Source organism: Klebsiella sp. JB_Kp031 (assembly GCF_040064295.1).
GTDB classification, from domain to species: Bacteria; Pseudomonadota; Gammaproteobacteria; order Enterobacterales; family Enterobacteriaceae; genus Klebsiella; species Klebsiella quasipneumoniae.
In genome coordinates, this window is sequence record NZ_JBEAJW010000027.1 from 112350 (window position 1) to 139191 (window position 26842).

General features: G+C 56.6%; 28 protein-coding genes, 1 other RNA gene and 1 pseudogene. 11 read left to right on the forward strand and 19 right to left on the reverse strand.

The annotated features are described in order from the left end of the window. The first annotated feature begins 84 nt into the window (after positions 1–84). Both ABLV64_RS12310 and ABLV64_RS12315 read left to right on the forward strand, forming a co-directional pair. Positions 85–732 carry an NAD(P)H-binding protein gene (locus tag ABLV64_RS12310; RefSeq protein WP_004206158.1) on the forward strand — a complete coding sequence of 216 codons (648 nt, stop codon included), beginning with the start codon at positions 85–87 and terminating at the stop codon, positions 730–732. 75 nt (positions 733–807) lie between these two features. Then, positions 808–1848 (forward strand): permease, encoded by a 1041-nt coding sequence (locus ABLV64_RS12315; RefSeq protein ID WP_004206156.1) that lies wholly within the window; start codon positions 808–810, stop codon positions 1846–1848. A 121-nt stretch (positions 1849–1969) separates the two neighbouring features. Here the strand turns inward: ABLV64_RS12315 and dolP are convergent, their stop codons facing one another. From dolP to ABLV64_RS12335, 4 genes are read right to left on the reverse strand one after another with little or no spacing between them, the layout of a single operon-like run. Beyond that, positions 1970–2545 (reverse strand): division/outer membrane stress-associated lipid-binding lipoprotein, encoded by a 576-nt coding sequence (gene dolP, locus ABLV64_RS12320; protein WP_002918214.1) that lies wholly within the window; start codon positions 2543–2545, stop codon positions 1970–1972. A gap of 9 nt (positions 2546–2554) precedes the next feature. Continuing rightward, complete coding sequence (diaA, locus tag ABLV64_RS12325) at positions 2555–3145, reverse strand: DnaA initiator-associating protein DiaA (RefSeq protein WP_002918211.1); 591 nt, start codon at positions 3143–3145, stop codon at positions 2555–2557. 25 nt (positions 3146–3170) lie between these two features. Beyond that, positions 3171–3557: a YraN family protein gene (locus ABLV64_RS12330; protein ID WP_004206155.1), complete on the reverse strand. Its 387-nt coding sequence runs from the start codon at positions 3555–3557 to the stop codon at positions 3171–3173. Next, positions 3515–5605 carry a penicillin-binding protein activator gene (locus tag ABLV64_RS12335; RefSeq protein ID WP_348843285.1) on the reverse strand — a complete coding sequence of 697 codons (2091 nt, stop codon included), beginning with the start codon at positions 5603–5605 and terminating at the stop codon, positions 3515–3517. Before ABLV64_RS12335 ends, ABLV64_RS12330 begins: the two co-directional genes overlap by 43 nt. 63 nt (positions 5606–5668) lie before the next feature. Here ABLV64_RS12335 and rsmI point away from each other — a divergent pair, with 63 nt between their 5' ends. Further along, positions 5669–6532, forward strand: coding sequence for a 16S rRNA (cytidine(1402)-2'-O)-methyltransferase (gene rsmI / locus ABLV64_RS12340; RefSeq protein ID WP_004144878.1), 864 nt, complete (start codon positions 5669–5671; stop codon positions 6530–6532). Positions 6533–6681: 149 nt separating this feature from the next. On the opposite strand, the gene ABLV64_RS12345 is transcribed toward rsmI, so the two are convergent. The 10 genes from ABLV64_RS12345 to ABLV64_RS12390 all read right to left on the reverse strand — a co-directional run bounded on the left by ABLV64_RS12345 (position 6682) and on the right by ABLV64_RS12390 (position 16330). Next, positions 6682–7455: a DeoR/GlpR family DNA-binding transcription regulator gene (locus tag ABLV64_RS12345; protein ID WP_004206153.1), complete on the reverse strand. Its 774-nt coding sequence runs from the start codon at positions 7453–7455 to the stop codon at positions 6682–6684. Between the two features lie 110 nt (positions 7456–7565). Beyond that, positions 7566–8609: a galactitol-1-phosphate 5-dehydrogenase gene (gatD, locus tag ABLV64_RS12350; RefSeq protein ID WP_065903873.1), complete on the reverse strand. Its 1044-nt coding sequence runs from the start codon at positions 8607–8609 to the stop codon at positions 7566–7568. A gap of 49 nt (positions 8610–8658) precedes the next feature. Continuing rightward, entirely contained in the window at positions 8659–10041 is a 1383-nt protein-coding gene (locus ABLV64_RS12355) for a PTS galactitol transporter subunit IIC (protein WP_004206150.1), read from the reverse strand. 5 nt (positions 10042–10046) lie between these two features. Next, a complete protein-coding gene (gene gatB / locus ABLV64_RS12360; RefSeq protein ID WP_002918119.1) occupies positions 10047–10331 on the reverse strand; it encodes a PTS galactitol transporter subunit IIB in 285 nt (94 codons plus the stop codon). Positions 10332–10357: 26 nt separating this feature from the next. Then, entirely contained in the window at positions 10358–10825 is a 468-nt protein-coding gene (gene gatA, locus ABLV64_RS12365) for a PTS galactitol transporter subunit IIA (RefSeq protein WP_004206149.1), read from the reverse strand. 14 nt (positions 10826–10839) lie between these two features. Continuing rightward, positions 10840–12111, reverse strand: coding sequence for a tagatose-bisphosphate aldolase subunit GatZ (gene gatZ / locus ABLV64_RS12370; RefSeq protein WP_057212872.1), 1272 nt, complete (start codon positions 12109–12111; stop codon positions 10840–10842). A 176-nt stretch (positions 12112–12287) separates the two neighbouring features. After that, entirely contained in the window at positions 12288–13103 is an 816-nt protein-coding gene (locus tag ABLV64_RS12375; protein WP_032456650.1) for an HPr family phosphocarrier protein, read from the reverse strand. Between the two features lie 10 nt (positions 13104–13113). Next, positions 13114–14526, reverse strand: a complete 1413-nt coding sequence (locus ABLV64_RS12380; RefSeq protein ID WP_004206144.1) for a PTS fructose transporter subunit IIBC — start codon at positions 14524–14526, stop codon at positions 13114–13116. Positions 14527–14536: 10 nt separating this feature from the next. After that, positions 14537–15451 carry a 1-phosphofructokinase gene (gene pfkB / locus ABLV64_RS12385; RefSeq protein WP_004206143.1) on the reverse strand — a complete coding sequence of 305 codons (915 nt, stop codon included), beginning with the start codon at positions 15449–15451 and terminating at the stop codon, positions 14537–14539. A 24-nt stretch (positions 15452–15475) separates the two neighbouring features. Beyond that, the gene (locus tag ABLV64_RS12390) at positions 15476–16330 is read right to left on the reverse strand and encodes a tagatose bisphosphate family class II aldolase (RefSeq protein WP_004206142.1); all 855 of its coding nucleotides are present in this window, start codon (positions 16328–16330) and stop codon (positions 15476–15478) included. A 350-nt stretch (positions 16331–16680) separates the two neighbouring features. Here ABLV64_RS12390 and ABLV64_RS12395 point away from each other — a divergent pair, with 350 nt between their 5' ends. After that, positions 16681–17484 carry a DeoR/GlpR family DNA-binding transcription regulator gene (locus tag ABLV64_RS12395; RefSeq protein ID WP_072140524.1) on the forward strand — a complete coding sequence of 268 codons (804 nt, stop codon included), beginning with the start codon at positions 16681–16683 and terminating at the stop codon, positions 17482–17484. Continuing rightward, positions 17484–18434, forward strand: a complete 951-nt coding sequence (locus ABLV64_RS12400) for a sugar kinase (protein WP_004206140.1) — start codon at positions 17484–17486, stop codon at positions 18432–18434. The genes ABLV64_RS12395 and ABLV64_RS12400 overlap by 1 nt, the downstream gene beginning before the upstream one ends. Before the next feature lie 54 nt (positions 18435–18488). On the opposite strand, the gene garD is transcribed toward ABLV64_RS12400, so the two are convergent. After that, entirely contained in the window at positions 18489–20060 is a 1572-nt protein-coding gene (gene garD, locus ABLV64_RS12405) for a galactarate dehydratase (RefSeq protein ID WP_069135629.1), read from the reverse strand. A 564-nt stretch (positions 20061–20624) separates the two neighbouring features. Between garD and garL the strand changes: the two genes are divergently transcribed. From garL to rnpB, 4 genes and pseudogenes are all read left to right on the forward strand, one after another. Then, positions 20625–21395, forward strand: a complete 771-nt coding sequence (garL, locus tag ABLV64_RS12410; protein WP_004206138.1) for a 2-dehydro-3-deoxyglucarate aldolase — start codon at positions 20625–20627, stop codon at positions 21393–21395. 26 nt (positions 21396–21421) lie between these two features. Continuing rightward, positions 21422–22312 carry a 2-hydroxy-3-oxopropionate reductase gene (gene garR / locus ABLV64_RS12415; protein WP_004206137.1) on the forward strand — a complete coding sequence of 297 codons (891 nt, stop codon included), beginning with the start codon at positions 21422–21424 and terminating at the stop codon, positions 22310–22312. Between the two features lie 66 nt (positions 22313–22378). Continuing rightward, positions 22379–22515, forward strand: a pseudogene (locus ABLV64_RS12420) (glycerate 2-kinase); the annotation flags it as partial. Between the two features lie 32 nt (positions 22516–22547). Next, positions 22548–22930, forward strand: an RNA gene (gene rnpB / locus ABLV64_RS12425) — RNase P RNA component class A. A gap of 225 nt (positions 22931–23155) precedes the next feature. On the opposite strand, the gene ABLV64_RS12430 is transcribed toward rnpB, so the two are convergent. Further along, entirely contained in the window at positions 23156–23620 is a 465-nt protein-coding gene (locus ABLV64_RS12430; RefSeq protein ID WP_004206136.1) for an OB-fold putative lipoprotein, read from the reverse strand. A gap of 314 nt (positions 23621–23934) precedes the next feature. On the opposite strand from ABLV64_RS12430, the gene ABLV64_RS12435 reads away from it, so the two are divergent. Further along, positions 23935–24345, forward strand: coding sequence for a Spy/CpxP family protein refolding chaperone (locus ABLV64_RS12435; RefSeq protein ID WP_004206135.1), 411 nt, complete (start codon positions 23935–23937; stop codon positions 24343–24345). Between the two features lie 73 nt (positions 24346–24418). On the opposite strand, the gene ABLV64_RS12440 is transcribed toward ABLV64_RS12435, so the two are convergent. Together ABLV64_RS12440 and ABLV64_RS12445 are read right to left on the reverse strand one after the other, a co-directional pair. Then, positions 24419–24586: a hypothetical protein gene (locus ABLV64_RS12440; protein WP_004206134.1), complete on the reverse strand. Its 168-nt coding sequence runs from the start codon at positions 24584–24586 to the stop codon at positions 24419–24421. A gap of 24 nt (positions 24587–24610) precedes the next feature. Further along, positions 24611–25312, reverse strand: a complete 702-nt coding sequence (locus ABLV64_RS12445) for a pirin family protein (RefSeq protein WP_004206132.1) — start codon at positions 25310–25312, stop codon at positions 24611–24613. A 104-nt stretch (positions 25313–25416) separates the two neighbouring features. Here ABLV64_RS12445 and ABLV64_RS12450 point away from each other — a divergent pair, with 104 nt between their 5' ends. Beyond that, positions 25417–26313, forward strand: coding sequence for a LysR family transcriptional regulator (locus ABLV64_RS12450; protein WP_004144865.1), 897 nt, complete (start codon positions 25417–25419; stop codon positions 26311–26313). A gap of 40 nt (positions 26314–26353) precedes the next feature. On the opposite strand, the gene ABLV64_RS12455 is transcribed toward ABLV64_RS12450, so the two are convergent. Continuing rightward, a complete protein-coding gene (locus ABLV64_RS12455) occupies positions 26354–26722 on the reverse strand; it encodes a DUF805 domain-containing protein (RefSeq protein ID WP_017900662.1) in 369 nt (122 codons plus the stop codon). Between the last annotated feature and the right edge of the window lie 120 nt (positions 26723–26842).

Genomic DNA, 26842 nt, shown 5'->3' on the forward strand with positions numbered 1-26842 from the left:
ATGGTGGATACTTACCTTGTAAGGTATTAAGCCTGGAACATGAGCCCGAAAGTGCAAGGCGGAGAATTCTGTAAAGGAGAATCAATGAGTCAGGTATTATTGACCGGCGCGACCGGGTTAGTTGGCGGTCACTTACTTCGGCTGCTGCAGAATGAGCCGAGCATCAGCGCCATCGCCGCCCCGACGCGTCGCCCACTGGCGCCGGCGGAAGGGGTTTTTAATCCGCACGATCCGCAGTTGACCGATGCCCTGGCGCAGGTGGTTGACCCGGTGGATATCGTTTTCTGCTGTCTGGGAACGACGCGCCGGGAGGCCGGGAGCAAAGAGGCCTTTGTCCATGCTGACTACACGCTGGTGGTTGATACCGCGCTGACCGGCAAACGGCTGGGTGCGCAACATATGCTGGTGGTCAGCGCGATGGGCGCCAACGCCCACTCGCCGTTTTTCTACAATAGGGTGAAGGGGGAAATGGAGGCGGCGCTGATCGAGCAGGGTTGGCCGCGGCTGACCATTGCCCGGCCGTCAATGCTCTCAGGCGAGCGGGAAAAAAAGCGGGCCAATGAGACCTTCCTCGAACCGCTGTTCCGACTCTTACCGGGGAACTGGAAATCCATTGCGGCCCGCGACGTGGCGATTGCCCTGCTGGCGGAGGCGCTGTCGCCTACTCACGAAGGGGTGCAAATTCTCTCATCGTCCGAGCTGCGGGAGCGTGCCGCGCGGCAGGCGGAATAGCGGTTTGCAAACGCAGGCTTCCGGCGTAGTATTCACGGCTTCAATTCATATCCACATTTCTTGCTGGGGAATGCTATGGCTGGTCAGTCTTCATCTCAGGCGGCGTCACCATTTCAATGGTGGAAGCCCGCGCTTTTCTTTCTCGTCGTGATTGTCGGCCTGTGGTTCGTCAAATGGCAGCCATACTACGGGAAAGCCTTCACCGCTGCGGAAACCCACAGTATCGGTAAATCCATTCTCGCCCAGGCCGACGCTAACCCGCTGAAGGCGGCGTGGGACTACGCGGTGGTTTACTTCCTTGCCGTCTGGAAAGCGGCGGTGCTCGGCGTGCTGCTCGGGTCGCTGATTCAGGTGCTGATCCCGCGCGACTGGCTGCTGCGCACCCTGGGACAATCGCGTTTTCAGGGGACGCTGCTGGGGACGATTTTCTCGCTGCCAGGCATGATGTGCACCTGCTGCGCCGCGCCGGTCGCGGCCGGGATGCGCAAACAGCAGGTGTCGATGGGCGGGGCGCTGGCGTTCTGGATGGGCAACCCGCTGCTCAACCCGGCGACGTTGGTGTTTATGGGCTTCGTGCTGGGCTGGCAGTTTGCGCTGGTTCGCCTGGTGGCGGGCCTGGCGACGGTGTTGATTGTCGCGACGCTGGTGCAGAAATGGGTAAAAGAGGCGGCGACGCAGCCTGCCGTGGTGCCTGAAGCGCAAGCGAAAGCGGCCCAGGGCGGCTTCTTTAGCCGCTGGCTGCGGGCGCTGTGGACGTTGTTCTGGAACACCATCCCGGTTTATATCCTCGCGGTACTGGTGCTGGGGGCGGCGCGCGTCTGGCTGTTCCCGCACGCCGATGGCGTGGTGGATAATACCTTGTTCTGGGTCATCGCGATGGCGATCGCCGGCTGTCTGTTTGTGATCCCTACCGCGGCGGAAATTCCGATTGTCCAGACAATGATGCTGGCGGGGATGGGCGTTGCGCCGGCGCTGGCGCTGCTGATTACGTTGCCGGCAGTGAGCGTGCCATCGTTGATTATGCTGCGCAAAGCCTTTCCGGCCAAAGCGCTGTGGCTGACTGGCGGGTTGGTGGCGCTGTGCGGTGCGATTGTTGGAGCGCTGGCGCTGGTGTAGTTTGCCGTAAACGTACGGATAGCCGGATGGGGTGTCGGGCGGCGGCTACGCCTTACCCGGCACACAACGGACAGGGGGCGGTGGCCCGGCTAAGCGTAGCGCCAGCCGGGAAATTGCAGCTTTATTTAATGTAGGTAAAGGCGGTGGTCACCCGGGACACGCCGCTCACCCGGCTGGCGATATCCGCCGCCGCGCGGCCTTCACGGTCGGTCACCAGTCCCATCAGGAAGACTTCGCTGTTTTCCGTGGTCACCTTCACGTTCGATGATTTGACCTGATCGGTGCTCAGCAGCTGCGAACGCACCTTGGTGGTAATCCAGGTATCAGAAGAGGCGGTGCCTAAACCAATCGGCTGGCCCTGGCGCACTTCGTTAAACACTTCCGTGGTTCCTTCCACGCCCATGGCGATTTGCTTGGCGCGGGCAGAGAGATCCGGCGTCGGCGACTGACCGGTCAGCAGGACTTTGCCCTGATAAGCGGTAACGTTGATGCGGGCCTGTTTCTTAATCTGTTCATCTTTCGACAAGGCGCTATTGACGCGCAGTTCCAGGGTGCTGTCATCGACCTGGGTTCCCACCGTACGCGGGTCCGTTGCGGCTTTAGTGCCGACTGCTGCCGTTCCGACAACCGCGGCGGCAACGCAGCCCTGCAGCAGTAGTGCTGAAAGCAGGATGGCGAGGGGCGAGAGAGCCTTCATGTGTTCTCCTTAATCGTCCTGGTGTGGAAAAAGAGTGTTATCTATCAAATCGCACAGACAGTTGACGGTCAGCATATGCATCTCCTGGATACGCGCGCTGCGGTGTGAGGGGATGCGGATTTCGACATCCTGCTGACCTAACAGGCCCGCCAGCTCACCGCCGTCATAGCCGGTTAACGCGACGATGGTCATGTCGCGGGTCACGGCGGCTTCCACCGCCTTGACGATGTCCCGACTGTTACCGCGCGTGGAGATTGCCAGCAGCACATCGCCAGCGTGTCCCAGGGCGCGCACCTGCTTGGCGTAAATCTCGTCATGCAGGCGATCGTTAGCGATGGCAGTTAAGACCACATTATCGGTGTTTAGTGCAATGGCGGGTAAACCAGGGCGTTCCGTTTCAAAACGATTAATCATGCTGGCAGCAAAATGCTGTGCGTTGGCGGCGGAAGTGCCATTACCACAACAGAGGATTTTGTTGCCGTTGAGCAGGGACTGCACGAGCGTCATCGCCGCCCGGGAGATGGCGTCCGGGAGTGCTTCTGCTGCGGCAATTTGGGTTTGAATGCTTTCGGTAAAGCAGGCTTTGATTCTGTCGAGCACGGGATCCCTTACTTCTGGTATTACGCTATTCGCCAAAGGCGTTTTTTAGCCATTGGATGTCGTTTCCGGTGAAGGCTACCACATCGAAACGGCAATCCACAGTCTCAAAGCTCCCATTCTGTCGGCAGAGCCACAAACGGGCGGCTTTAAGCAGGCGTTGCTGTTTTTGCGGGGTGACGCTGGCCGCCGCGTCACCGTACAGAGCGCTGCGGCGGTAGCGCACCTCGACAAAGACGGTGACGGCGCCGTCGCGCATAATGAGGTCAATTTCGCCGCCACGCTCGCGAGCATTGGCGGCAATAAAACGCAGGCCCTGGCTTTCCAGCCAGCGGCGAGCACGGTTTTCCCATGCATCGCCGGTCTGTTTGCTTAGCTGGCCGGGACGATTTGTCCCTGCTGGTATTTGAGCCATGACAGTTTCCTGGTAATCACGCAGTCCTGAGTCGCCGTCAGATCGCCGGTATTCCCGTTCAGCTCGAAGCCCGGCGTCTGGCGCATTTGCGTGAAGTGGTTTGCCAGCGACCAGGCGTCAGCGCCCATCGCATACAGACGCGCCAGCGAGTAGTCATTGCGCACCGCAGACAGCGCCTGCTGCATCAACGCCGGGTTGCTGCCAGCCAGCATCGGGATTTCGCTATACTGCAGGCCTTCCATCTCCAGACGGAAATCCGGACCTGCGGTGCCCTGTGCGCTGCGCGAACTGGCGTACAAGGTGACATTGCTCTGGCTGCCGTTGCGCATCGCGATCATGGGTTTGATATAGCCAATCTGTTCCGGGGTGGCGAGGATATAGGCCGCATCGACGCTGCCGCCGCTGCTAACCGGCATTTCATCCGCCGTGCCGAGGACGCTGTTCTGCGCTGATGGCAGGGTGGAGACCGGGGTGCCGCTCAGCGCAATGCCCCCTCCGCCGTTAACGCCGGCGCGCAGCTCCGCCGTGGAGCCAAAACGCTGCTGCAGGACGCTGGCGCCGCCCAGCTTCAGCCACTCGTCGGCAAACGCGTTGACCACACGATCGCCCAGCGCGCCGCGCGGAACCAGCAACAACGGCGTCTGTTTACCCTGTTGATGGATGTGTCGGGCGGCGTCACGCGCTTCGTCTTCCGGTGACAGCGCGAAATAGCAGATATTAGCGCGGCCTTCGACCTTCTCCGGCTGGTTGAGCGCCAGCACGTTGAGCGGCGTATTGCTCTTGAGAACATCTTCGACATTCTCTTTCAGCAGCGGCCCGACGACCAGGGTGGCGCCGTCCTGCTGAGCCTGGGCAAGGAGCTGGCCGATCGGCTGGCTGGTGGTATCGTAAATTTTCAGTTCCGCAGAGGGATTGGCGGCGGTGGCGACCACTGGCTGCGGCTGTGCGGCCGGGGTGGTGACCGGCTGGGTGGACGCGGTGGTTTGCGGCGTGGTGGCCGCTTCCGGCGCCTGAGCCGCCGGCGTTGCCTGAGTTTGCGCCGGGGCCTGCACCGGTTCGGCGCGACTTCCGGCAGCCGTCAGATCGCTAATTTCCGCCTGCGACGGGCTTACCACGTCATCGTTACCGGACGTGTTCGCCGCCTGAGCGACCTGAGCGGGAATCGCGCTGCCCGTCACCGACGGCGCGCCGTTTTTGGCGGCTTCGAAGCCCTGCTGGATGGTGCGGCCGAAGATCGAGGCCTGGCCGTTCAGCGGCAGGAAAAGCGCAATCTTGTTGATGGAGGCGGGCTTATAGTTTTGCATGTTCACCAGCGCCGTTGGCAGCATTTTGGCGCCAGGGTTTTGCGGGTAGCGCGTCTGCCAGTCTTTGACGCCGGCTTTCAGCAGCGTGGGATCGTTGCGGTTGTCAAACCACATCCGCTGCAGATCCAGCCAGCCCTGGAGGGTGTTTTCATCGGCATTGATCACCAGCGCATTGGCCTGATCCAGGGTCATCGCAGTCAGCGCTTGCCAGGTCGCGTCAATATTTTGCTGGCGCTGTTTGGCATCGCTCAGCAGCGGCTGCTGGGCGATTAAGGCGCGCAGCAGAGTCACCGAGGGTTTGCCCTGGCTGGCATCGATTTGCGCCTGCCAGTAGCGCGCCTGCTGAGGCTGCTCCAGGCTTGCCGGGTCAAGCTTAGCCAGCAGAGTACGGGCACCCTGATAGTCGTTCTGCGCCAGCTTCACTTCTATCGACAGCAGTGACTGTTCACGGGCCTGGGTGCTGTCCAGGTTTGACGGCAGCTGGTTAAACAGGTCGATGGCCTGCTGCTGCTTTCCTTCCTGCAGCAGTGCACGAATGGCGAGTAATTGCCAGTTGGTCTTGCTATCATTCGTGCTTTGCTGCATCTGCTGCAAGTAGAAACTGGAGTTGGCCTGCGACGTACCCTGCATAAACGCCGTGCTTTGATCCTGCGTGTGGGTGCCGCAGCCAGCAAAAAGAAGAGTCGCCAGCAATACGGGCAGACAGCGCGCGGGCTTAGAACGAAGAAATGTTGACGGTACCATAAGTGTCCAGTGATATTTTTTTGGCTCAATGCTCAATATTAAATCGGCAATACGGACGAGACAATGAAACAACACGAATCAGCGGATAATTCTCAGGGGCAGCTCTATATTGTGCCCACTCCGATAGGAAATCTGTCTGATATCACGCAGCGCGCACTGGAAGTGTTGCAAGCCGTTGATTTAATTGCTGCGGAGGATACCCGCCACACCGGTTTGCTGCTGCAACATTTTGCGATTAACGCCCGTTTATTTGCGCTTCACGACCATAACGAGCAGCAAAAGGCGGAAACACTTCTCGCTAAACTGAAAGAAGGGCAAAACATCGCGCTGGTCTCCGATGCGGGCACGCCGCTGATTAACGACCCAGGCTATCATCTGGTGCGTACCTGCCGCGAAGCCAATATCCGCGTCGTGCCGCTGCCGGGTCCTTGTGCGGCTATCGCCGCCCTGAGCGCCGCTGGCCTGCCTTCCGACCGTTTCTGTTATGAAGGCTTCCTGCCGGCGAAATCGAAAGGCCGTCGCGATACCCTTAAAGCGCTGGAAGAAGAGCCGCGCACCCTTATCTTCTATGAGTCGACCCACCGGCTGGTGGAGAGTCTGGAAGATATCTGCGCGGTACTGGGAGAATCTCGCTATGTGGTGCTGGCCCGCGAGCTGACCAAAACCTGGGAATCGATCCACGGCGCGCCGATTGGCGAGCTGGTGGCGTGGGTCAAGGAAGACGAAAACCGTCGCAAAGGCGAGATGGTGCTGATCGTCGAAGGCTTTAAGGCGCAGGAAGAGGCGCTGCCGGCGGCCGCGCTGCGTACCCTGGCGCTGCTGCAGGCGGAACTGCCGCTGAAGAAAGCCGCCGCGCTGGCCGCGGAAATCCACGGCGTGAAGAAAAATGCGTTGTATAAGTATGCCCTGGAGCAGCAGGGGGAGTGATCCTGTAGACCCAATTGAAGTCTGGCAAGCAGCCCTTCAGATAGTGAAGAGCTGCTTGAGCGTCCTCCTACATGTCGGAAGAAATGTCGGAAGAAAAGTGCAGATTCACTTGCGATACCAATGCTGAGTTTTCGCACCGCTAAGCGCAATCACACTATCTTCAGTTCCACCTTTTTGCTGCTTAACGCTGCACGGTCATTTTCGCTAATGCCGTCGTCGGTGATCACGCAGTCTATTTTTTCCATCGGCAGTACCTGGTTAAAGCCCCGGCGATTGAATTTGCTGGCGTCGAGCACGGCGATCACCTGATGCGCGGCGGCGGCCATCACGCTGCTGATGGAGTAACCTTCGTTAAAGGTGGTGATACCGTTGGTGGCGTCGATACCGTCGGCGCCGACAAACATCAAATCGGCGCAAATTCCCTGCAGCGAACGTTCGGCAATTGTGCCGTGCATCGAATGCGTTTTGTGCCGCACGGTACCGCCGCATACCACCAGGGTGATGTCTTTATTTTCCGCCAGGGTAAACGCGGCGGGCAGGCTGTTGGTGATCACGGTGATATTGGTCATCCGCACCAGCGCCTCGGCAATCAGCAGGGTTGTGCTGCCGCTATCGAGGATCACCGTCATACCTTCACGGATCATTGCCGCGGCGGCCTGGGCGATGCGCTTTTTGGGATCGCTGGCAAGCTGATAACGATCTTCCAGTACCACTTCCTGATTTTCGGCGTCGGTCAGGTCGCTGCCCGCACGGGCGGCGCCGCCGTGAAAACGGGTTAACAGCCCTTTCTCTTCCAGTAAGCGGAGATCGGCGCGAATCGTTACCTCAGAGATGCCAAAGAGATTCGAAAGGTCTAGAACCAATACGCTACCCTGCGTATTCACCATATCGACGATTTTGTTCCTTCGTTCAAATGAGTTCATCTTGATTTGCCTGATAATTAACTCATCTCAGTGTAATCGAAGGGTAACGAAAGTTGAACGATAATTTTCGAAAGGTTTGATGAGCCAGCGCCGAGGGCTGGCTCGGGCGGTCAGGAGAGTTTGAGCAGGATTTTGCCCTGCATCGGCGCGCCGTTGAGCGCCTGCACTTCACGCGCAAAGCTCTCCGCGTCACCGCGGTGGGCGATCAGCGGCGCCAGCTGCAGGCGTTTTTCTGTCAGCAGGCGGGTGGCCGTTTGCCACTCTTCTCCTGGCCACGGGCCAGAGTAGTTCATCCAGCTACCGACAATATTCAACTCCTTGCGCAGGATCTGCCCGAAGGTGGCGGCCGGGAGGGTTAAATCGTGATGGAGCGTGCCGACCAGCGCCAGCTGCGCCCGCGGCCCGGCGGCTTCAATCGCTAATGCGACGGTCTGCGGCGTACCGGCGGTCTCGAGGACTAACTGGTCGAACTGAATGGCTTCCAGCGCCTGCTGAATCGCCTGGCCGCTCATCTCGCGGCTGTTGAACACACGGGTTGCGCCAAGGGTTTTGGCCAGTTCCAGTTTCTGCGGATTGATATCGATCGCCGTGACGCTGTTGGCGCCCAGTTCGCGGGCGCACTGCAGCGCCAGCAGGCCAATGGTGCCGGCACCGATAATAATCACGTTTTTACCTTCGCAGCCCTGCGCCAGATGGAAAGCGTGCAGGCCGACGGTTATCGGTTCGATAAACGCGCCGTCATCAATTGGCATCTGGTCCGGCAGGCGGAACAGGTTGGCGCGCTTTACCACCACATATTCGGCGTTGCCGCCTTCGCTGCGTGAGCCGACGAACTGATACTGTTTACATAAAGAGAAATACTCGCGCTGGCACTGCGGGCACTGGAAGCAGGGCAGCAGCGGCACGCAGGCGACGGCATCGCCGGGCTGCAGGTCGGTTACCGCCGCGCCGTAGGATTCCACATAGCCGCTGAATTCGTGTCCCAGCGTAATAGGGTAGTAATGCGCGCCTTTGGCGAAAATGCGCGGGATATCAGAGCCGCATAATCCGGAACTGACTACTTTGACCAGGACATCGTTTTCCGTTTGCAGCTTAGGGATAGGGCGTTCTTCAACGCAGACGTTCCCCTCAGCATGGATTACCACTGATTTCATAACATTCTCCAGCTATAAGATTGAGGGGAGCGAACGCTCCCCTTTTAGATCAAGACATGCCTGTACTTTGTTGCGGGGCAGCGCTTTTTTCTGCTTTTTCCGCCGCGATGAAGCCGCGAGCGCGACGCCAGGTTAGTAAAACGCCGGCCAGATAAATGATACCGATGACCGCGAAGCCAACCACATTTTGCCAGGTAAAGAGCTGGATCAGCAGCCAGGTAATCGGCGAACCACCCTGGTCCATTGAGGCCACCATGCCGCCGGCTTTCAGGGCCCCGGCGTTTGCCGCCAGCTGGGTGTGCAGGCCAATCGTCTGGGTGGCGATCCACAGGGTGATACCCATAATGATGACCCCGGAAATCAACGTGCGGAACAGGTTACCCTGATGTACCGCCACTGCCATTGCCACGAAGAAGCCGATGGTGGCCAGGTCGCCAAACGGCAGAACCTGGTTGCCAGGAACCACGACGGCGATAAGAATGGTCAGCGGGATGAAGATCAGGCTGGCCGAGACCACCGAGGTATGGCCGAGCAGCAGCGCCGGGTCGAGACCAATCAGGAACTCCTGGCCGCCAAATTTGGCCTGCAGACGCTTACGCGCCTGTTTGGCTATCGGCGTAAGGCCATCCATAATCGGCTTGATCACCCGTGGCATCAGCAGCATCACCGCTGCGGTTTTCACCGCCAGCTGAAGAATGCCCTTCAGGTCGTAACCCGCCAGCGCGCCAATCACCAGCCCCATGACGAAGCCAACGGTAACCGGTTCACCGAAGGGACCGAAGCGTTTCTGAATGTCATCGGCGCTAAAGTGAATGCGGTTAAGGCCGGGGATCTTGTCGATGATGGTATCCACGAGGACAGCAACCGGCCCTAAATACGCCGAACTACCGTGGGGTATCGCAATACCCTCAAGGCCGAAGAAATCGCGGGTATCTTTGGCAAACCAGTCGCCCAGCTTATACACAAAGGCGGCATGCACCACCACGCCGAGAATACCTATCCAGTACGACCCGGTAGCGATGTGCAGCATCGCGCCGGTAAAGGTCATATGCCAGATGTTCCAGATATCGACGTTCACCACGCGGGTCATACGGGTAACCAGCATCACGATATTGACCACGATGGCCACCGGGATTGCCACCAGGGCGATTTGCGACGCCCAGGTCATCGGTGATGAACCCGGCCAACCGATATCGATCACATGAAGATTAATCTGGAAATGCTCCGCCATCGCCTTTGCCGCCGGGCCGATGGAGTCGAGCATCAGGCCAATGACCAGCCCGATACCGACGAAACCGATCCCGATATGCAGACCAGATTTAAAACAATCCCCGAGCTTCATCCCCAGTAATTTGGAGAAGATAATGATCACGATCGGCAGCATCACCGTCGGACCAAGATCGAGGATATAACGCATGATTTCGCTAAACATGGCGTTTACTCCGCGAGGATGCCGAGGATTTTCTGTTGTAAGGCTTCAATGCCGACGCCCGAAACGAACGGCATGCCGTGCACCACCGGAATGTCGCCGAAGGTTCGCTCCACGCGTGCGGTGGTGCAGATAAGATCCGCCCCGTCCATGTAGGTTTCGATTTCATTGACCCGGCACTGCACCAAATCCAGTTCAATATTGTGGTCTGCACATAGCTCTTTAATCTCTTCAGCCGCCATCGTGGAGGTGGCGACGGCACCGCCACAGGCGACGATAACTTTACGTTTCATAGGGTACCCCTTTTATTATCAGTATCTTATGAAGCCACGGCGTTAAGCTCGGGCTCAAGGATAAATTGCTGGAACCGCACCGGTAGCTGATCGTCGGAAGCGGCGAGCAGTGCCTCCAGCGTGTGCGGATTTTGTAGCTCACTAAATAACCGGCGCAGCAGCTTCAGCTGTGCCGCCGGGTTTTCAACAATCAGCGCGATGATGAGCGAAACATCGATTTCGCCGTCGTCGTCAGCGCGCTGAAAAGGGACCGGCATGTCCGGACGTATCAGGTAAATGGCCGGCGATTTCGCGTGAACCGCTTCGCAGTGCGGGATAGCGACAGCGTGTTGTTCCAGGGCGATGCCGGTGGGAAAAGTCGCTTCGCGTTCGAGCAGGGCGGCGGGATAGCTGTCATGTACGACGCCTCGCGCCAGCATCTCTGCGCCAATGTGTTCCAGTGCCTGTTGGCTGGAACTGAAATGAATGCCGGTACGAACAAACAGTTGACTCATATATCCTCTTAACTTCAGGCGGTTTCAGAAGAACAGCCGTAGCGATAGGCACGCAGGACATCCTGGATTTTGTCGAGGATCAGCGCGTGCGGCTCGGCGTTCAGTTCATTCAGCGACAGTCGTTCAAACTGCACCGGCATATACTGGCTGATAAGCCCCAGCGGCAGCTTAGCGTCGGTCAGATTAGCGATAAGTTTCTCAACGCTCTGGCGAATACGCGGATGCGGCCAGTAATAACGGATACGGTCGGAAAGGCTGAAGTGGATATCGACCATCGCCTGGCTCCAGGTGGGGCGATAGTATTTTTTCCAGTAGCCCGGCTCGTTAAGCATCACTTCGTCGATCACCTCCATCACGCGGCTGCGAGACTCCGGGGCGATCAGCTCATTTTCCATTTGGGCGAGGGCAAAGATGGCTTCACGCAGGGCAAAGGTGAGCGCCGGGCCGACTTTCAGAATGGCGAAGTGGTCGCGGACCAGCGCACGATAAGCCTGGCGGGTTTGGTAGTCGGTGGAGTGCGCTTCGTAGACCATCGGGGTGCTTTCGATCCAGGCGGAAAGCGCTTTCGCTTCCTGCGGCTGGTAATGAATGATTTGCGTATGGTCAAACTCCACGCCTGGCTGCACGACGATGGCGATCACGCGTTCCAGCGCGGCGTCGAGGCCCAGCTTGCGGAAGGCGGCTTCATGGGTTTCGAGCGTCGCGGCGGCATCCTGCGCCCGGGTGACATGTACGCTGCCGATGGTGCTGGCCTCACCGCCGGGAACCGGAACTTCGGTTCCGATGACGTAGGTCAGGTGGCGCTTTTGCTCAGCGCTGGCGGTCTCTTCGGCAGCCTGACACAGGCGGGCGGCGCGCTCAGCAACCACACCAGGATCCAACGGCACCGGATCGTCAGCACAGGACATTGACGCATCAAGATGGATTTTGCTAAAGCCGGCGGCGACGTAGGCCTTGATCAGGTCGATTGATTTTTCCATCGCCACGGCTGCTGGTTCATCTTGCCAGCAGTTCGGCCCGAGATGATCGCCGCCAAGAATAATGCGCTCAGCCGGGAAACCGACGGTACGCGCGATGTTGTAGACGAAGTCGCGGAAATCGGCCGGCTGCATGCCGGTGTAGCCACCAAACTGATTTACCTGGTTGGACGTCGCTTCGATCAGCACCTTGTTGTTGGTCGGCAGATCGAAACGTAACGCCGCTTCGATAACCAGCGGATGCGCTGAACACACTGAACAGATGCCGATATGTTCGCCGGACTTGTGGCGAGAGATAATTTCTTTCATTTACAACCTCCGTTTTCTTTCGAATATATTCGTTATGTTTTGTTTTGGTCGCAAATGGCTTTGTTTTGAATTGTGATCTGTATCGATAAATAGTGATGTAACGCAGTGAAAGGTGTCGTCTTTCGAGACAAAAACGCCCTGACCAGGAAGGCAGGGCGTTTTTAATTGATTGAAAATTAACTAAATAGTCGGGAGAGCCAGCTGCGTTTCGTTTTGACGGTTTCCTGAGAGACCTGCTGCGGCTGGGCGGCAATTTCGCCGAGACCGGCGTTAAAAGCGTCGCCAATGGCTTTTAACGCCTGCTGCGCATCGTTGCCGCTGGCCATAAAGTGCAGACGATGACCCTGTTTGGCACCCAGCGATACGACGCGCATCAGATTTTTGGCATCAACAATCGCGGAGCGCGTATCCAGGTTTTCGACCTGGATTTGCGATCGCCACTGCTTGACGGCTTTCACCAGCACCGCGCTGGGGCGGGCATGAAGACCGTGCGGATTGCGCAGGGTAAAGGTGGCCTCTTCGTCAAAATGCGGCGCGGGTTGCGGTTCTTCGCCTGCCGGCAGAGGGATATCGCCAGCGAGAATTTCCAGCACCGCCTGAGGGGTATCGGCGCGCGTCAGCGCCTCAGGCACCCGATCGTCGCCCAGGGCATGGGTGAGCTGGCGCAAAATATCGAGATGCTCATTGTCCTGAGCCGCAATACCGACAATCAGATAGGCGGTTTGCTCCTCACCCCAGTCAATCCCCTGCGGACAAGCCAGCACCTTAACGCCCGTTTTGAGCACTGCGTCGCGACTGTGCGGCGTACCGTGGGGAATGGCGATGCCGTTGCCCAGATAGGTGCTGATTTGCTCCTCGCGCTCGCGCATGCCTTGCAGATAGGCTGCTTGCGTATGTCCGGCCTGAGTCAGGGCTGCAACGACACGCTGTAGCGCCTCGTCTTTCGTTTTGACCTGACGATCGAAACAAATATCGGCAGAAGTCAGTTGCATAGCGTGCTCCTTATTTCATGGCGCCAGCAAGAGCTGTCGCTTTGTCAGTGCGTTTTTGCCACAGCCGCCAGCATCCCAGCATAAGTGCGCCGCAGGCGGAACCGGCGAGAATGCACAGCACCCACATCAACGGTTTGCTGACCAGCGGCAGGATTAAGAAGCCGCCGTGCGGTGCCGGAACCTGAATATGCAAGCTGTAGCTGAGTACCGCAGAAATTGAGGAGGCGATCATCATCATCGGGATCACCCGCAGTGGATCCTTGGCGGCGAAGGGAATTGCACCTTCGGTAATGTGCGTGCAGCCGAGGATATAGTTGACCATCCCGGCGGCGCGTTCTTCCTCGCTAAAGCCTTTCGGAAAGAACGTGGTCGCCAGGGCGATGACCAGCGGCGGCGTAATGCAGGCGGCAGACACACCGGCCATAAAGAAATAGTTACCTTGCCCCAGCAGCAGCGTACCGGTGACATAGGCCGCTTTGTTGACCGGCCCGCCGAAATCGAAGGAACACATTGCGCCGACCACGATCCCCAGCAGGATGGGGTTGGCTTCCTGCAGAGAACTGAGCCAGTTCATCATGCCATTGTTGATCGCTGCCACCGGCTGGCCGAGCAGGACCATCATCACGCCAATCACCAGGACGCCGATCAGCGGCATAATGAAGATCGACTTCAGCCCTTCGTACTGCCGCGGCAGACCGTCGAGCAGATGACGGATCAGCAGCATAAAATACCCAGCTGCAAAACCGGCGATGATCCCACCGAGGAACCCGGCGCCGGTGGCGTTCGCCAGCAGGCCGCCGACAAAACCGGCAACCATACCCGGGCGGCCAGATATCGACCAGGCAATGTAGGCGGTAAACACCGGCACCATGATCGAGAACGCCTGCTGACCGACTTTCATCAGGGTGGCGGCAATCACGTTATACTGCGGTGAATTCGGATCGGCGGAGTAGATGCCCCACAGGAAAGAAACGGCGATTAAGATCCCGCCGGCGACAACGAACGGCAGCATGTTGGAAACGCCGCTCATCAGATGTTTGTAAATCTGTCGGCCGAAGGATTCTCGCTCATATTTCTCGGCGGGATCCGTCGTCGCGGAGAGTCCCTGGCGACGCTGCGCCTGACCGTTAACGACTTTATTAATTAATTCCGCCGGATGGTGAATGGCTTCTTTAACCGGCACCTCGATAACGGGTAAGCCATTAAAACGTTCGGCATTAACATCTTTATCGGCAGCGATAATTACGCCATAAATATCCTTCAGGTCTTCCGGCGTAATGGCATTTTCTACGCCGGAAGCGCCATTGGTTTCGACTTTTATTTCAACGTTTAATTTTTTCGCTGCGGTTTTTAAGGCCTCTTCAGCCATAAATGTATGAGCAATACCTGTAGGGCAGCCGGTAACGGCAATAATTTTTTTCATAATCGGACCTTTATAATTGGACGATCTGAAGTTGTTGTAATAATTCTTGCGTACGGTTTAATTTGCCAAGCCCGGCGGAGGCGGCAACATCGGCGCCGGTGGCGCTGGCCAGCGCCAGCGCCTGGGGAATATCGTCTGTGTTAAGCCATTGGCTGAGGAACGCGCCCAGCGCGGCATCGCCAGCGCAGGCCGAGCTGACCAGCTCGATTTTCGGGGCCGAGCAGAACCACAGCTGCTCGCCATTCGAAAAGTAGAGTCCTTGCGCGCCAAGGGTCAGCAGCACGTTACGGGCCCCGAGCTGGTGGAGCGTTTGCATTGCTTCGCGTACCCGCCGTGGGTTGCTGACATCCAGACCAAAGATCTCTTTCAGCTCGTCGTCATTGGGCTTAATCAATAGCGGACGCCACTCTAACAGCTGGCGCAGCACCGGGTGGCTGATATCTAAGATGACTTCACACCCTTTTTGCTGACACAGCACTAGAATCTCGCTATAAAACCGGCTCTCTATTCCCGGTGGCAGACTGCCGCTGATAACTAAATAATCACCAGGCGCGACGCACTGTAAATGATGAAGAATTTGTTCTTTTCCTTCATCGTCAATCCGCGCGCCGGGATTTACCAGTTTGTATTCATCGCTGCCGTCGTTAATAAAGATATTAATACGGGTGGGTTCAGCGACCCATGCCGGCGTGACGTTAATATGCTGTTTGCGTAGTTCCTCAACGATATAGCGGCCGGTAAAACCGCCGAATATGCCCATAACATGGGTTGGCTGCTGGTAATGATGTAATACCAGCGAGACGTTAACCCCTTTACCATTCGGGCAATATTCCGTCTGCCGGGTGCGGTTGACTGCCGCCGGCTGGAGCGGATCGCAAAAGATATTCATATCAATCGCGGTATTCAGTGTCAGGGTGTGGATCACGACAAGGCTCCTTCGATTCGCTGATTACAGTTGTCCTTCGCAGCCACAAACGTGAATCACTTTGCGAACGACCTCTTTCATTGCCGCTTTCGCCGGTTTCATATAGTGGCGAGGATCGTTGGCGCCCGGATTTTCCAGGAAGTAGGCTTTCAGTGCATCCGAGAAAGCAATTTTTAGTTCGGTGGCGACGTTGACTTTGCAGACGCCCAGAGAAATGGCGCGGCGAATATCACTATCCGGCAGGCCGGAAGCGCCATGCAGGACCAGCGGAACGTCAACGCGGTCGCGAATAGCCGCCAGGCGCTCAAAATCAAGCTTCGGTTCGGCGGTGTAAAGGCCATGCGCGGTACCGATGGCAACGGCCAGCGAATCAATACCGGTACGAGCGACAAATTCGCGGGCCTGTTCGGGGTTGGTATAGAGCGCATCTTTTGCATCGACCACCAGATCGTCTTCTACCCCGCCCAGACGGCCCAGCTCGGCTTCTACGCTGGCATCATAGCGGTGGCTCAACTCCACTACGCTTTTTACCAGCGCCACGTTCTCTTCGAACGGCGAGTGAGAGCCATCGATCATGACCGAGCGGATCCCTGCCTGGACTTTGCGTGTGATATCAGCCAGATCCTCATGATGATCGAGGTGCAGAGCGAGCGGGAGATCCCACTTTTTCGCCAGATCGCGGGCGATCGCCACCACGTTGCCGGTGCCGGCATAGCTATAGGTACCGGGCGTGCCGGCAAGGATCAGGGGGGAGTGTAGCTCAGCTGCCGTTTCAACGACGACCTGCATAGTTTCGAGGTTATGGATATTGAAAGCCGGCACGGCATAACCCTGTCGTTGAGCTTTCAACAGCATGTTTTTACTGGAAATGATGTACATTTTAGTCCTCTATTTTCAAGTTGTAAGTTATTTGTGTCTAATAACCTTCAATTTGAAAGTAATGTACCGATCGTCTCGGCTTTTAGGTGTGATCAACCGCACACAATGATGAATTGATTTTTAAAATGAAAGTTAATAATATTTTTAATGTTTCTTTTTTAAAGTTTTCGCCGGGAAGGTGTGTTTTTTTAACTATATGATTATTATTGATTATTTTATTTATGGCGGAGTGGGTATACAGCCGCTGTTTGACATTGCACCAGGGAAATTTAAAAATGAAAGTTATTCCAGGAGAAAATAATAAGGCATAAACCGTGGCAAAACCGTCAACCAGCCTGCTGAAAAGGCGCTTGGACATCGCAGAGATCGTTCGTAAGAACGGCGAGATCAAAGTCGACGATCTGGCCGAAATGCTGGCTGTTTCCGGGGTGACAATCCGTAACGATCTCAACTACCTCGAGCAGCAGGGCTACTTGAAACGCTCCTTCGGCGGGGCGATTTACACTGCCCAGGCTGGCGCGCCGGTTGCGGTGACCCGGGAAGCACCGGCCGTCAGGGATAAAGCGCTGGAGACGGAAATGGCTCGCCAGGTGGCGGCGCAGATAGAAGATGGCGAAACGCTGTTTTTAGGTCAGGGTTCTATTTTGCGCAAAGTGATCCCCTTTCTGGCCAACAGAGAAGAGCTTTGCCTGCTGTTAAACGATCTGGGCCATGTCGCGCTGGCGCAGGAGTTTTTAAATGGGGAAACCGTTCTGCTTGGCGGGGTGCTGTCAGGCCAGGGGCGGATTGTGGAGGGCGATCTGGCGCTGAAGGCGTTAGGCCATTACCGCCCTTCACGTGCCCTGATAGCGGTGGATCATATTGCCGAAGACGGCACGCTGAGCGTGCGTAACGAGGTCACAGCACATTTACTAAACGAGGCTGTCGCCCAGAGTAAACGAGTCATTGCGATTGTCGCGTCCCGACCAGTCTATGGCGAGAAACGTTATGCTGTGGGTGAATTGCAACAGATCAGCAGCGTCGTGACCCCGCAGGTGGTCGCGGCAGAGTACCATGCCTGCTTCCTCGCTGCGGGTTTGACCAACAGCTATACCAACAATGAATGCCTGACATGGCTCAACACGGCTTTGCATAAGACAAACCAGGAGCGGTGATGAACGTAACCATTTGCACCATCGGCGAGCTGCTGGTGGAGTTTCTCGCCAAGGAAGAGAATCAGGGTTTTTCCCGCCCCGGTGAATTTTGGGGGCCCTATCCGAGCGGGGCGCCGGCAATCTTTGCCGATCAGGTAGCTAAGCTGGGTTTTGGTTCCGTGCTGTTTAGCTGCGTGGGCAGCGACGCCTTTGGTGAGATGAACATTGCGCGGCTGGAGAAAGACGGCGTTAACGTCAACGGTATCGCCATGCTGCAGAAAGCGACCACCGGTAGCGCCTTCGTCAGCTATCGTAGTCAGGCGCAGCGCGATTTTATTTTTAACATGCCCAATAGCGCCTGCGGTTTACTGACCGCCGACCACATTGATGAGGCGCTGCTCAACCGGTGTCAGCATTTTCACATTATGGGATCGTCGTTGTTCTCGTTCCGTATTATCGATGCGATGCGTAAAGCGATTGAAAATATAAAAGGCCGCAACGGGACGGTGTCGTTCGACCCCAATATTCGCAAAGAGATGCTTAACATCCCGGAGATGTCGCAGGCTTTTGAATATATCCTCGACTACACCGATATCTTCCTGCCGAGCGACGGCGAGCTGGATTACTTTGGCCTCAATCCGGAGCGCAATGAGCAGGTCCTGGTTGATAAGCTACTGAAACGCGGCGTGAAGCATGTGGTGATTAAACGCGGGCCGCGTGGCGCCAGCTACTTTAGCGCCAACGAGACACACCATGTCGCCGGCTTCAACGTGCCAGTGGTGGATCCGACAGGCGCCGGGGACTGCTTTGGCGCCACCTTTGTCAGCCTGTTCCTCAATGGCGCCACGCCGCAGGAGGCGCTGAGATGGGCAAATGCCAGCGGCTCGCTGGCGATTAGCCAGCGTGGACCGATGGAAGGTACCTCGACGCAGGCGCAGATCAGCGCTTTTCTTGCCGCACAGCACGCTTAATCAACAAGCCCGGATAAATCCGGGCTGAAGGGGAGTGGGCTGCCAGTGTCGCGATCAGGTCACCGGCGCCGGGTTAAACACCGCCAGCTGGTTATGCAGACCCCATTGATCGGAGAAGGTTTTCTTGCGTCCGCTGGCGACGTCGAGAATAAATTCGAACAGCTTCAGCCCCACCTCCTCAATCGTCTCTTCGCCGGTGGCGATGGTGCCCGCGTTAATGTCCATTAAGTCATACCAGCGGTTAGCCAGCTCGGTGCGAGTCGCCATTTTTATCACCGGTACCGCCATCAGTCCGTAAGGCGTGCCGCGGCCGGTGGTGAACACCTGCACCGTGATGCCAGAGGCCACCTGCAGGGTGCCGCAGACAAAATCGCTGGCGGGGGTGGCGGCGTAAATCAGGCCACGTTTGGTCGGGCGCTGCCCGGGGGAAAGCACCTCAACGATGGCGCTTTTTCCTGATTTGGCAATCGACCCCAGCGCTTTTTCCACCACGTTGGCCAGGCCGCCTTTCTTGTTACCGGGTGAGGGGTTGGCGCTGCGGTCGGTTTTGCCCATATCGAGATAGTTATCGTACCAGGCCATCTCTTCCAGCAGGCGTTTACCCACCTCTTCGTTGATCGCCCGCGGCGTCAGCAGATGGATAGCGTCGCGGACTTCGGTCACCTCTGAGAACATCACCGTCGCGCCGCAGCGCACCAGCAGATCGGAAGCGTAACCCACCGCCGGGTTGGCGGTCACGCCGGAGAAAGCGTCGCTGCCGCCGCACTGCATACCCACCACCAGTTCAGAAGCCGGGCAGGTTTCCCGCTGACGCTGGTTGAGTTTCGCCAGATGGCGCTCGGCGACCTGCAGAATGTCATCGACCATCGATTTAAAGCCCACGTGCTTTTCATCCTGCAGGCTGACGATACTGGCGCTGTCCACCGGGATACTTTTGACATCTTCCGTCCCCTGCAGCAGCCGCTCGGGCTGCAGCTTTTCACAGCCAAGGCCAATGACCATCACTTCGCCGCCGAAGTTCGGGTTAAGGGCGATATTGTGGATGGTGCGTATCGGCACCACCGCCGCTGGCGCATTAATCGCTACGCCGCAGCCATAGAGGTGATTCAGACCCACCACGCCGTCGACGTTGGGATATTTCGGCAGCAGGTCGCGTTCAATGAGTTTCACCACGTAATCGACCACGCCCGCAACGCAGTGCACGCTGGTGGTGATACCCAGCAGATTTTTGGTGCCCACGCTGCCGTCGGCATTGCGGTAGCCTTCGAAGGTATAGCCTTCCAGCGGCGGCAGCGGGGCCGGCACTTTGGTGGCCAGCGGCAGGGTGTTCAACGGCGGTGCGGTGGGCAACGCCACTAACGACTCGTCAATCCAGCTTCCTTTGGGGATGTCGCGCATTGCCAAGCCAATGACTTCTCCGTAACGGATAATTTCACCGTGGGCTGGGATATCCACCAGGGCGACTTTATGACCCTGTGGAATGTGCTCGATGAGCGTCAGGCCGTCCGGGAAACGCGTTCCGGCGGTTAATCCCCGATCGTTGACAATAATCGCCACATTATCTGTCGGGTCAACTTTTATATAAAACGCGGTAGGCGATTGTTGTCGAATTGAAATATCAGCCATTGTCCAGTTATCTCCAAACAGGTGCTAAAAATATCATTAAATGGTAATTCTGGCGCTGTTAAGCAGAATAATGAAATAAAGCATGTCAGGTGTGTCGGCGTGAAGATGTGATCTGAATCACTCCTTGTCGCCATGGACGCGCGCGGAGGGTGGGGAATCGTAAGAAGTGTGGATTAGCGCCCATAGCTTAAGGCGATTGCCCAACTAAGGCTTTAAAAAATGTGTTTATATTGTGTTTATGCATAGTGTCTGGCGAGTGGGAGCTGACTATACTGAGTCGTGTTTTTGTGACGTCCGATATGCGCATGGTTTGCCTTTTAATCGCGGGTTAATAATTTAGCAGTCACCTAACGAATATTAAAAGATGGTTAATTTGCGATGGGCTTACATTTTCCGGACTCAAGGGCAGGAAATAAAAAAGGACACCCATTCGCTGGTTTATTCTGCGGATAATATTTGGGGTCAGGCGATACGCTTTTCCAGCCTAATGGGGCTCTCTCGCCGGGCTGGTGATATAACGAATGAATTGCAGAAGTTAGCAACGATTAACGCAAGGTAAAAATCATGGATAACGCAATTTTCCCGAACAAATTTAAGGCCGCGCTGGCGGCTCATCAGGTGCAGATTGGCTGCTGGTGCGCGCTGGCCAATCCGATCAGCACCGAGGTGTTGGGTCTGGCGGGTTTCGACTGGCTGGTACTGGACGCGGAACATGCGCCGAACGACGTCACCACGCTTATCCCACAGCTTATGGCGCTGAAAGGCAGCTCCAGCGCTCAGGTGGTGCGCGTGCCGACCAACGAGCCCATCATCATTAAGCGCATGCTGGATATCGGCTTCTATAACTTCCTGGTGCCATTTGTCGAGACAGCGGAACAGGCGGCGCAGGCGGTGGCTTCTACTCGCTACCCGCCGGAAGGGATCCGCGGAGTCTCCGTTTCCCATCGCGGCAATATGTTCGGCACCGTGCCGGACTACTTCGCCCAGTCCAATAAAAACATTTCCATTCTGGTACAGATTGAGAGCCAGACCGGGGTGGACAACGTCGAGGCGATTGCCGCGACCGAAGGTGTCGACGGCCTGTTCGTCGGCCCGAGCGACCTGGCCGCCGCGTTAGGTCATCTGGGCAATGCCGCCCATCCTGAGGTGCAGCGCGCCATCCAGCATATCTTCGCCAGCGCGAAGAAGCACGGTAAGCCAAGCGGCATTCTGGCGCCGGTGGAGGCCGATGCGCGGCGCTACCTGGAGTGGGGCGCCACTTTTGTCGCTGTCGGCAGCGATCTGGGGGTCTTCCGTTCCGCAACCCAGAAACTTGCTGATGCCTTTAAAAAATAATCACCAGGATGAAGAGAGAGAACAATATGACAATCAAAGTGGGTTTTATCGGTCTTGGCATTATGGGCAAGCCGATGAGCAAAAATTTGCTGAAGGCGGGTTACTCGCTGGTGGTGTCTGACCGTAATCCGGAAGCGATTGCCGACGTGATCGCCGCGGGCGCAGAGACCGCGGCCACGCCGAAGGCGATTGCCGAGCAGTGCGACGTGATCATCACCATGCTGCCGAACTCGCCGCATGTCAAAGAGGTGGCGCTGGGGGAAAACGGCATTATTGAAGGCGCGAAACCGGGCACCGTGGTGATCGACATGAGCTCTATTGCGCCGCTGGCCAGCCGGGAAATTAGCGAAGCGCTGAAGGCCAAAGGTATTGATATGCTGGACGCGCCGGTAAGCGGCGGCGAACCAAAAGCGATCGACGGCACCCTGTCGGTGATGGTCGGCGGCGACAAGGCGATCTTCGACAAATATTACGATCTGATGAAAGCGATGGCCGGCTCCGTGGTGCATACCGGCGACATTGGCGCGGGCAATGTGACCAAACTGGCCAATCAGGTGATCGTCGCCCTGAACATCGCTGCCATGTCCGAAGCGCTGACCCTGGCCACCAAAGCCGGCGTCAATCCGGATCTGGTTTATCAGGCGATCCGCGGCGGTCTGGCGGGGAGTACCGTGCTGGATGCCAAAGCGCCGATGGTGATGGATCGTAACTTCAAGCCGGGCTTCCGGATCGATCTGCATATTAAAGATCTGGCCAATGCGCTGGATACCTCCCATGGCGTGGGCGCTCAGCTGCCGCTGACGGCGGCGGTAATGGAGATGATGCAGGCGCTGCGTGCGGACGGTCTGGGCACCGCTGACCATAGCGCGCTGGCATGCTACTACGAAAAGCTGGCGAAAGTGGAAGTGACTCGCTAACAAGAAGAGCCCCTGCGCGGCCTGGTGCAACAGTGCCAGACTGCCACGGGGGGCGAGCATGGACGCGGTATTGATGCCGTATTCCGCGTGTTAACCTCAGTTGCGACGCAGGAAACGGCGTTTCGCGCGCGTTGGACAATATTTATCATGCATCGCGCAATATCGCCGCCACCTTGCTGGTCGGGATGACGACAGAGGGATGACAACGGGCGGTAAACCCACTATACTGCGCGCCGAAGCTGACCAGACAGTCGCCGCTTCGTCGTCGTCCTCCTTCGGGGGGAGACGGGCGGAGGGGAGGAAAGTCCGGGCTCCATAGGGCAAGGTGCCAGGTAACGCCTGGGGGGTGTCACAGCCCACGACCAGTGCAACAGAGAGCAAACCGCCGATGGCCCGCGCAAGCGGGATCAGGTAAGGGTGAAAGGGTGCGGTAAGAGCGCACCGCGCGGCTGGTAACAGTCCGTGGCACGGTAAACTCCACCCGGAGCAAGGCCAAATAGGGGTTCATAAGGTACGGCCCGTACTGAACCCGGGTAGGCTGCTTGAGCCAGTGAGCGATTGCTGGCCTAGATGAATGACTGTCCACGACAGAACCCGGCTTATCGGTCAGTTTCACTCCTTAGAAAACCCCGCTTCGGCGGGGTTTTTGCTATCTGAATACCGGACGCAGGATGAATGACTGTCCACGACGCTATACCAAAAGCACGCGGCTTACCGGTCAGTTTCACCTCTTTATGTCAAAACCCCGCTCCGGCGGGGTTTTTGCTATCTGAATCCGTGACGCGAATGAATGACTGTCCACGACGCTATACCAAAAACGCGCGGCGTAGCGGTCAGCTAGCGTTATTTAACCACCTTAGGATTCTGCAGCGTCGGTACCGTAGAATCTTGCACCTGATGAACCTGGCCGATAATCGTGGCGATGCTGCCGTTGCTTAAAGACTCGACGTCTGCGCTGTTATGCGATCCAAAATTAAAGGTCAGACGTTTATCCGTTTTATTCTGCTCATCGCGCATGGTCACGGTAAAATAGTAGCTGCCGGCGATGCCGCTCATTCTGCGAATGTCGACAATCACGCCGCGCACCTTAACCCATTTACCCAGATAATCGCTGCTGGCCTTCGCCGGATTGAGAGTAAACGGCTGCAGAAACTGCGCGACGGAATACGTTTGCATCGAAGCGACGGCGTCATCTCCCGGCTGAAATAATTTATCGCCTGCGGAATAAAAGGCTTTAGAGGCCAGGCCGCAGCCGCTTAACAACAATATGAAAAATACCAACGGTAATACACGAAAGCGTAATAACATACCTATCTCCTTATTTATTTTTTTAATGATATCCCTGATTCACTGGATAACGTGATGTGCGCTGATTAAATTAAAGAAAAAGTCACCGCTGTCAACTATTTGATCTGCTTCTTTAATTGAAAGTAATGAGTTAATGTTGTTGTATGGAGTGTACGAATTAACATAGTGACCTCATTCATGTAATAAATGTGTTTGGTGTTTTTATTCTTATCACGAATGAAAATAATCTTTAGGTATTATTTTTTACAATTATTCATTCCCGGCTGTAAAATAATAAACCGCTATTTCTGGCAATTTCACATCAGGATAAGACAATGAAATTAATAACCCGTATTGCGTTCGCCACCCTTCTGACCAGCGGTTTCTCTCTGACGGCACAGGCCGCGGACGTGCAGGCGGCGCCAGCGCCAGCGCAGGATCCTATTGTCCAGCACTTAAAACTCACCAGCGATCAGGTGGCGAAAATTAAAAGCCTGCATCAGCAGCTGGAAAATAATGTGCAGCAGATTTCACAGCAAGACATTAAAGATGGCGCGCTGATTAACGTGATTGATTCCGGTAAATGGAATGAGAAAGCGGTGAAGGATCAGCTGGCGGCTTTCAGTAAAATTGATCAACAGGTACGTTATTATCGCGTGAAGTACTATTTTGATGTGAATCAGGTACTGACACCCGAGCAGCGTACCCAGGTGAAAAAAGATCTTGCCGACGCGCTGAGTGAATAATGCCATCGGCCCCTTTCGGGGCCGATATAAGTGGGAAGTCATCAAGGATAGCCGAATAATCCATACTGCAGGTTCAGGCGAGACTTTCTTCATCCCGCAGGCGAATCTCCGCCTCGGCAACAATGGCTTCCAGTTCGCTAAGCATCTCATCATAACCAAAGCTGACGACGCCGACGGTTTCCGGCGGCGTCGGGGCTAGCGGCGTCGGAGACGCCTTTTTTCTGTTTTTCTTCTTACTCACTGACAGACTCCATCACTTCCGTTGTTACACCGGTAAATCTATCAGCAAAGCGCGCAGCGGCGTATCGGCGACGAGGGTAATGTTAGCTTCGTCACGAATAAATGCTCCATCACCACAGGTGAGAGCCTGTTTTGGTTGTTCCTGCGCGACGGCATGGACCGTGCCGTGGATCGACTGCAGGTAGGCGCGTGGCCCATGCAATTGCACGTTGATCTGCTCACCTTTTTCCAGCGCGATATGATAGACCCAGGCTTGCTGGCGAAGCTGGAGGCTATTATTCCCCCCATCCGGTGAGGCCAGCAGCTGTAGCGGCGCGTTGGCGACCTCGATTTTCTGCTGCAACGGGTTTTCCCGCTGCGGGCAGGCATCAAGCCACAGCTGCATCCGCGTTAACGACTGCTCTTTGCTCAGATTATGCTCGCTATAGCTCACGCCAGGCTGGGTGGCGATAAGCAGTGCTTCACCGGCTTTTGCCTGCACGTGGTTGCCGTCGCTGTCGCGATACTCCGCTTCGCCTTCCAGAATCAGGTTCAGGATATCGACTTTTGGGTACGTTCTGGCCTGGAAGGAAGCGCCTGGCGCCAGCACTTCCTGATTGAGAACGCGTAAGGACGCGAAGCCCAGTAATTTCGGGTCGAAGTAGTGGCCAAAGGAGAAGGTGTAGCGGGCCTGCAGCCAGCCGAAGTCTGCTTGTCCGCATTGTTTGGCTGTTCGGGTAGTAATCATGTTCTTGACCTCTCTTTACACTAAATCAATGGTAAAGGTATGGACGCTGTATTGTTAGCCAGATATTCTGCCCGGTATGTTCAAATTTCCTGAATGAGAAAGCGATGGCCAAAGAGAGAGCATTAACGCTGGAAGCGTTACGCGTGATGGATGCGATCGACCGTCGCGGGAGCTTCGCTGCCGCGGCTGATGAGCTGGGACGCGTGCCTTCCGCCCTGAGCTACACCATGCAAAAACTGGAGGAGGAGCTGGACGTGGTGCTGTTTGACCGCTCAGGTCATCGCACAAAGTTCACCAACGTCGGACGGATGCTGCTGGAGCGCGGGCGCGTGCTGCTCGAGGCGGCGGACAAGCTCACCACCGACGCCGAAGCCCTGTCACGCGGCTGGGAAACTCACCTGACGATCGTCACTGAAGCGCTGGTGCCCACGCCGGATCTGTTTCCGCTGATTGAGAAACTGGCGACCAAGTCCAACACTCAGCTGTCGATTATCACCGAGGTGCTGGCCGGCGCCTGGGAGCGGCTGGAGCAGGGGCGGGCGGATATCGTTGTCGCGCCGGATATGCATTTTCGTTCCTCCTCGGAGATTAACTCGCGCAAACTCTATTCGGTGCTCAGCGTGTACGTCGCGGCGCCGGACCACCCGATCCATCAGGAGCCTGAACCGCTCTCTGAGGTCACCCGTGTGAAATACCGTGGCGTCGCGGTGGCGGATACCGCGCGCGAGCGGCCCGTTCTCACCGTTCAGCTGCTGGATAAACAGCCGCGCTTAACGGTGAGCACCATTGAAGATAAGCGCCAGGCGCTGCTGGCCGGGTTAGGCGTGGCGACCATGCCCTATCCGCTGGTGGAGAAGGATATTGCCGAAGGACGCTTGCGGGTGGTCAGTCCGGAATATACCAATGAAATTGACATTATCATGGCCTGGCGACGGGACAGCATGGGCGAAGCGAAGTCCTGGTGCCTGCGCGAGATCCCTAAGCTTTTTGCCGGCAGATAGTCGAGGACGCTCCTCCCGCTAGCGGGAGGAGCAGGAAGATTTAGTATGAAAAGGGTTTTGGATCGGGCCCGAATCGGTTGTTGCCTTCCGTTCCGCGCTGGCAGTTAAAGATCAGAATCACCAGCCAGCCGATGACCGGGATCAACAGCAGCAGCAGCCACCATGCCGAGCGGTCGGTGTCGTGCAGACGCCGAAACTGCACCGCCCACCACGGTAAAAAGACCAGTATGCCATAGATGGTCGTCAGAATGCCTTCGCCGCCCGCCCGCTGCCAGCCCAGCATTTTATCGATGATGCTCAATACGCCGGTCAGGATGAGGTTGACCAGAATAAACATCCAGTACTCTTTGCGCCGCGCACGGCCGCCAAATCCTATATAGTTTTTTAATACCTTGAGATACCAGTCCATTTCTACGCCTCAATTAACCGTCAATCACTTGTTTTTTAAGCGATCGCAATAAGAATAGACGTGAATGAATGGTGGGTAAATATCTGTTTTCTGAATTATTGGGCGCCATCACTGGCGCCC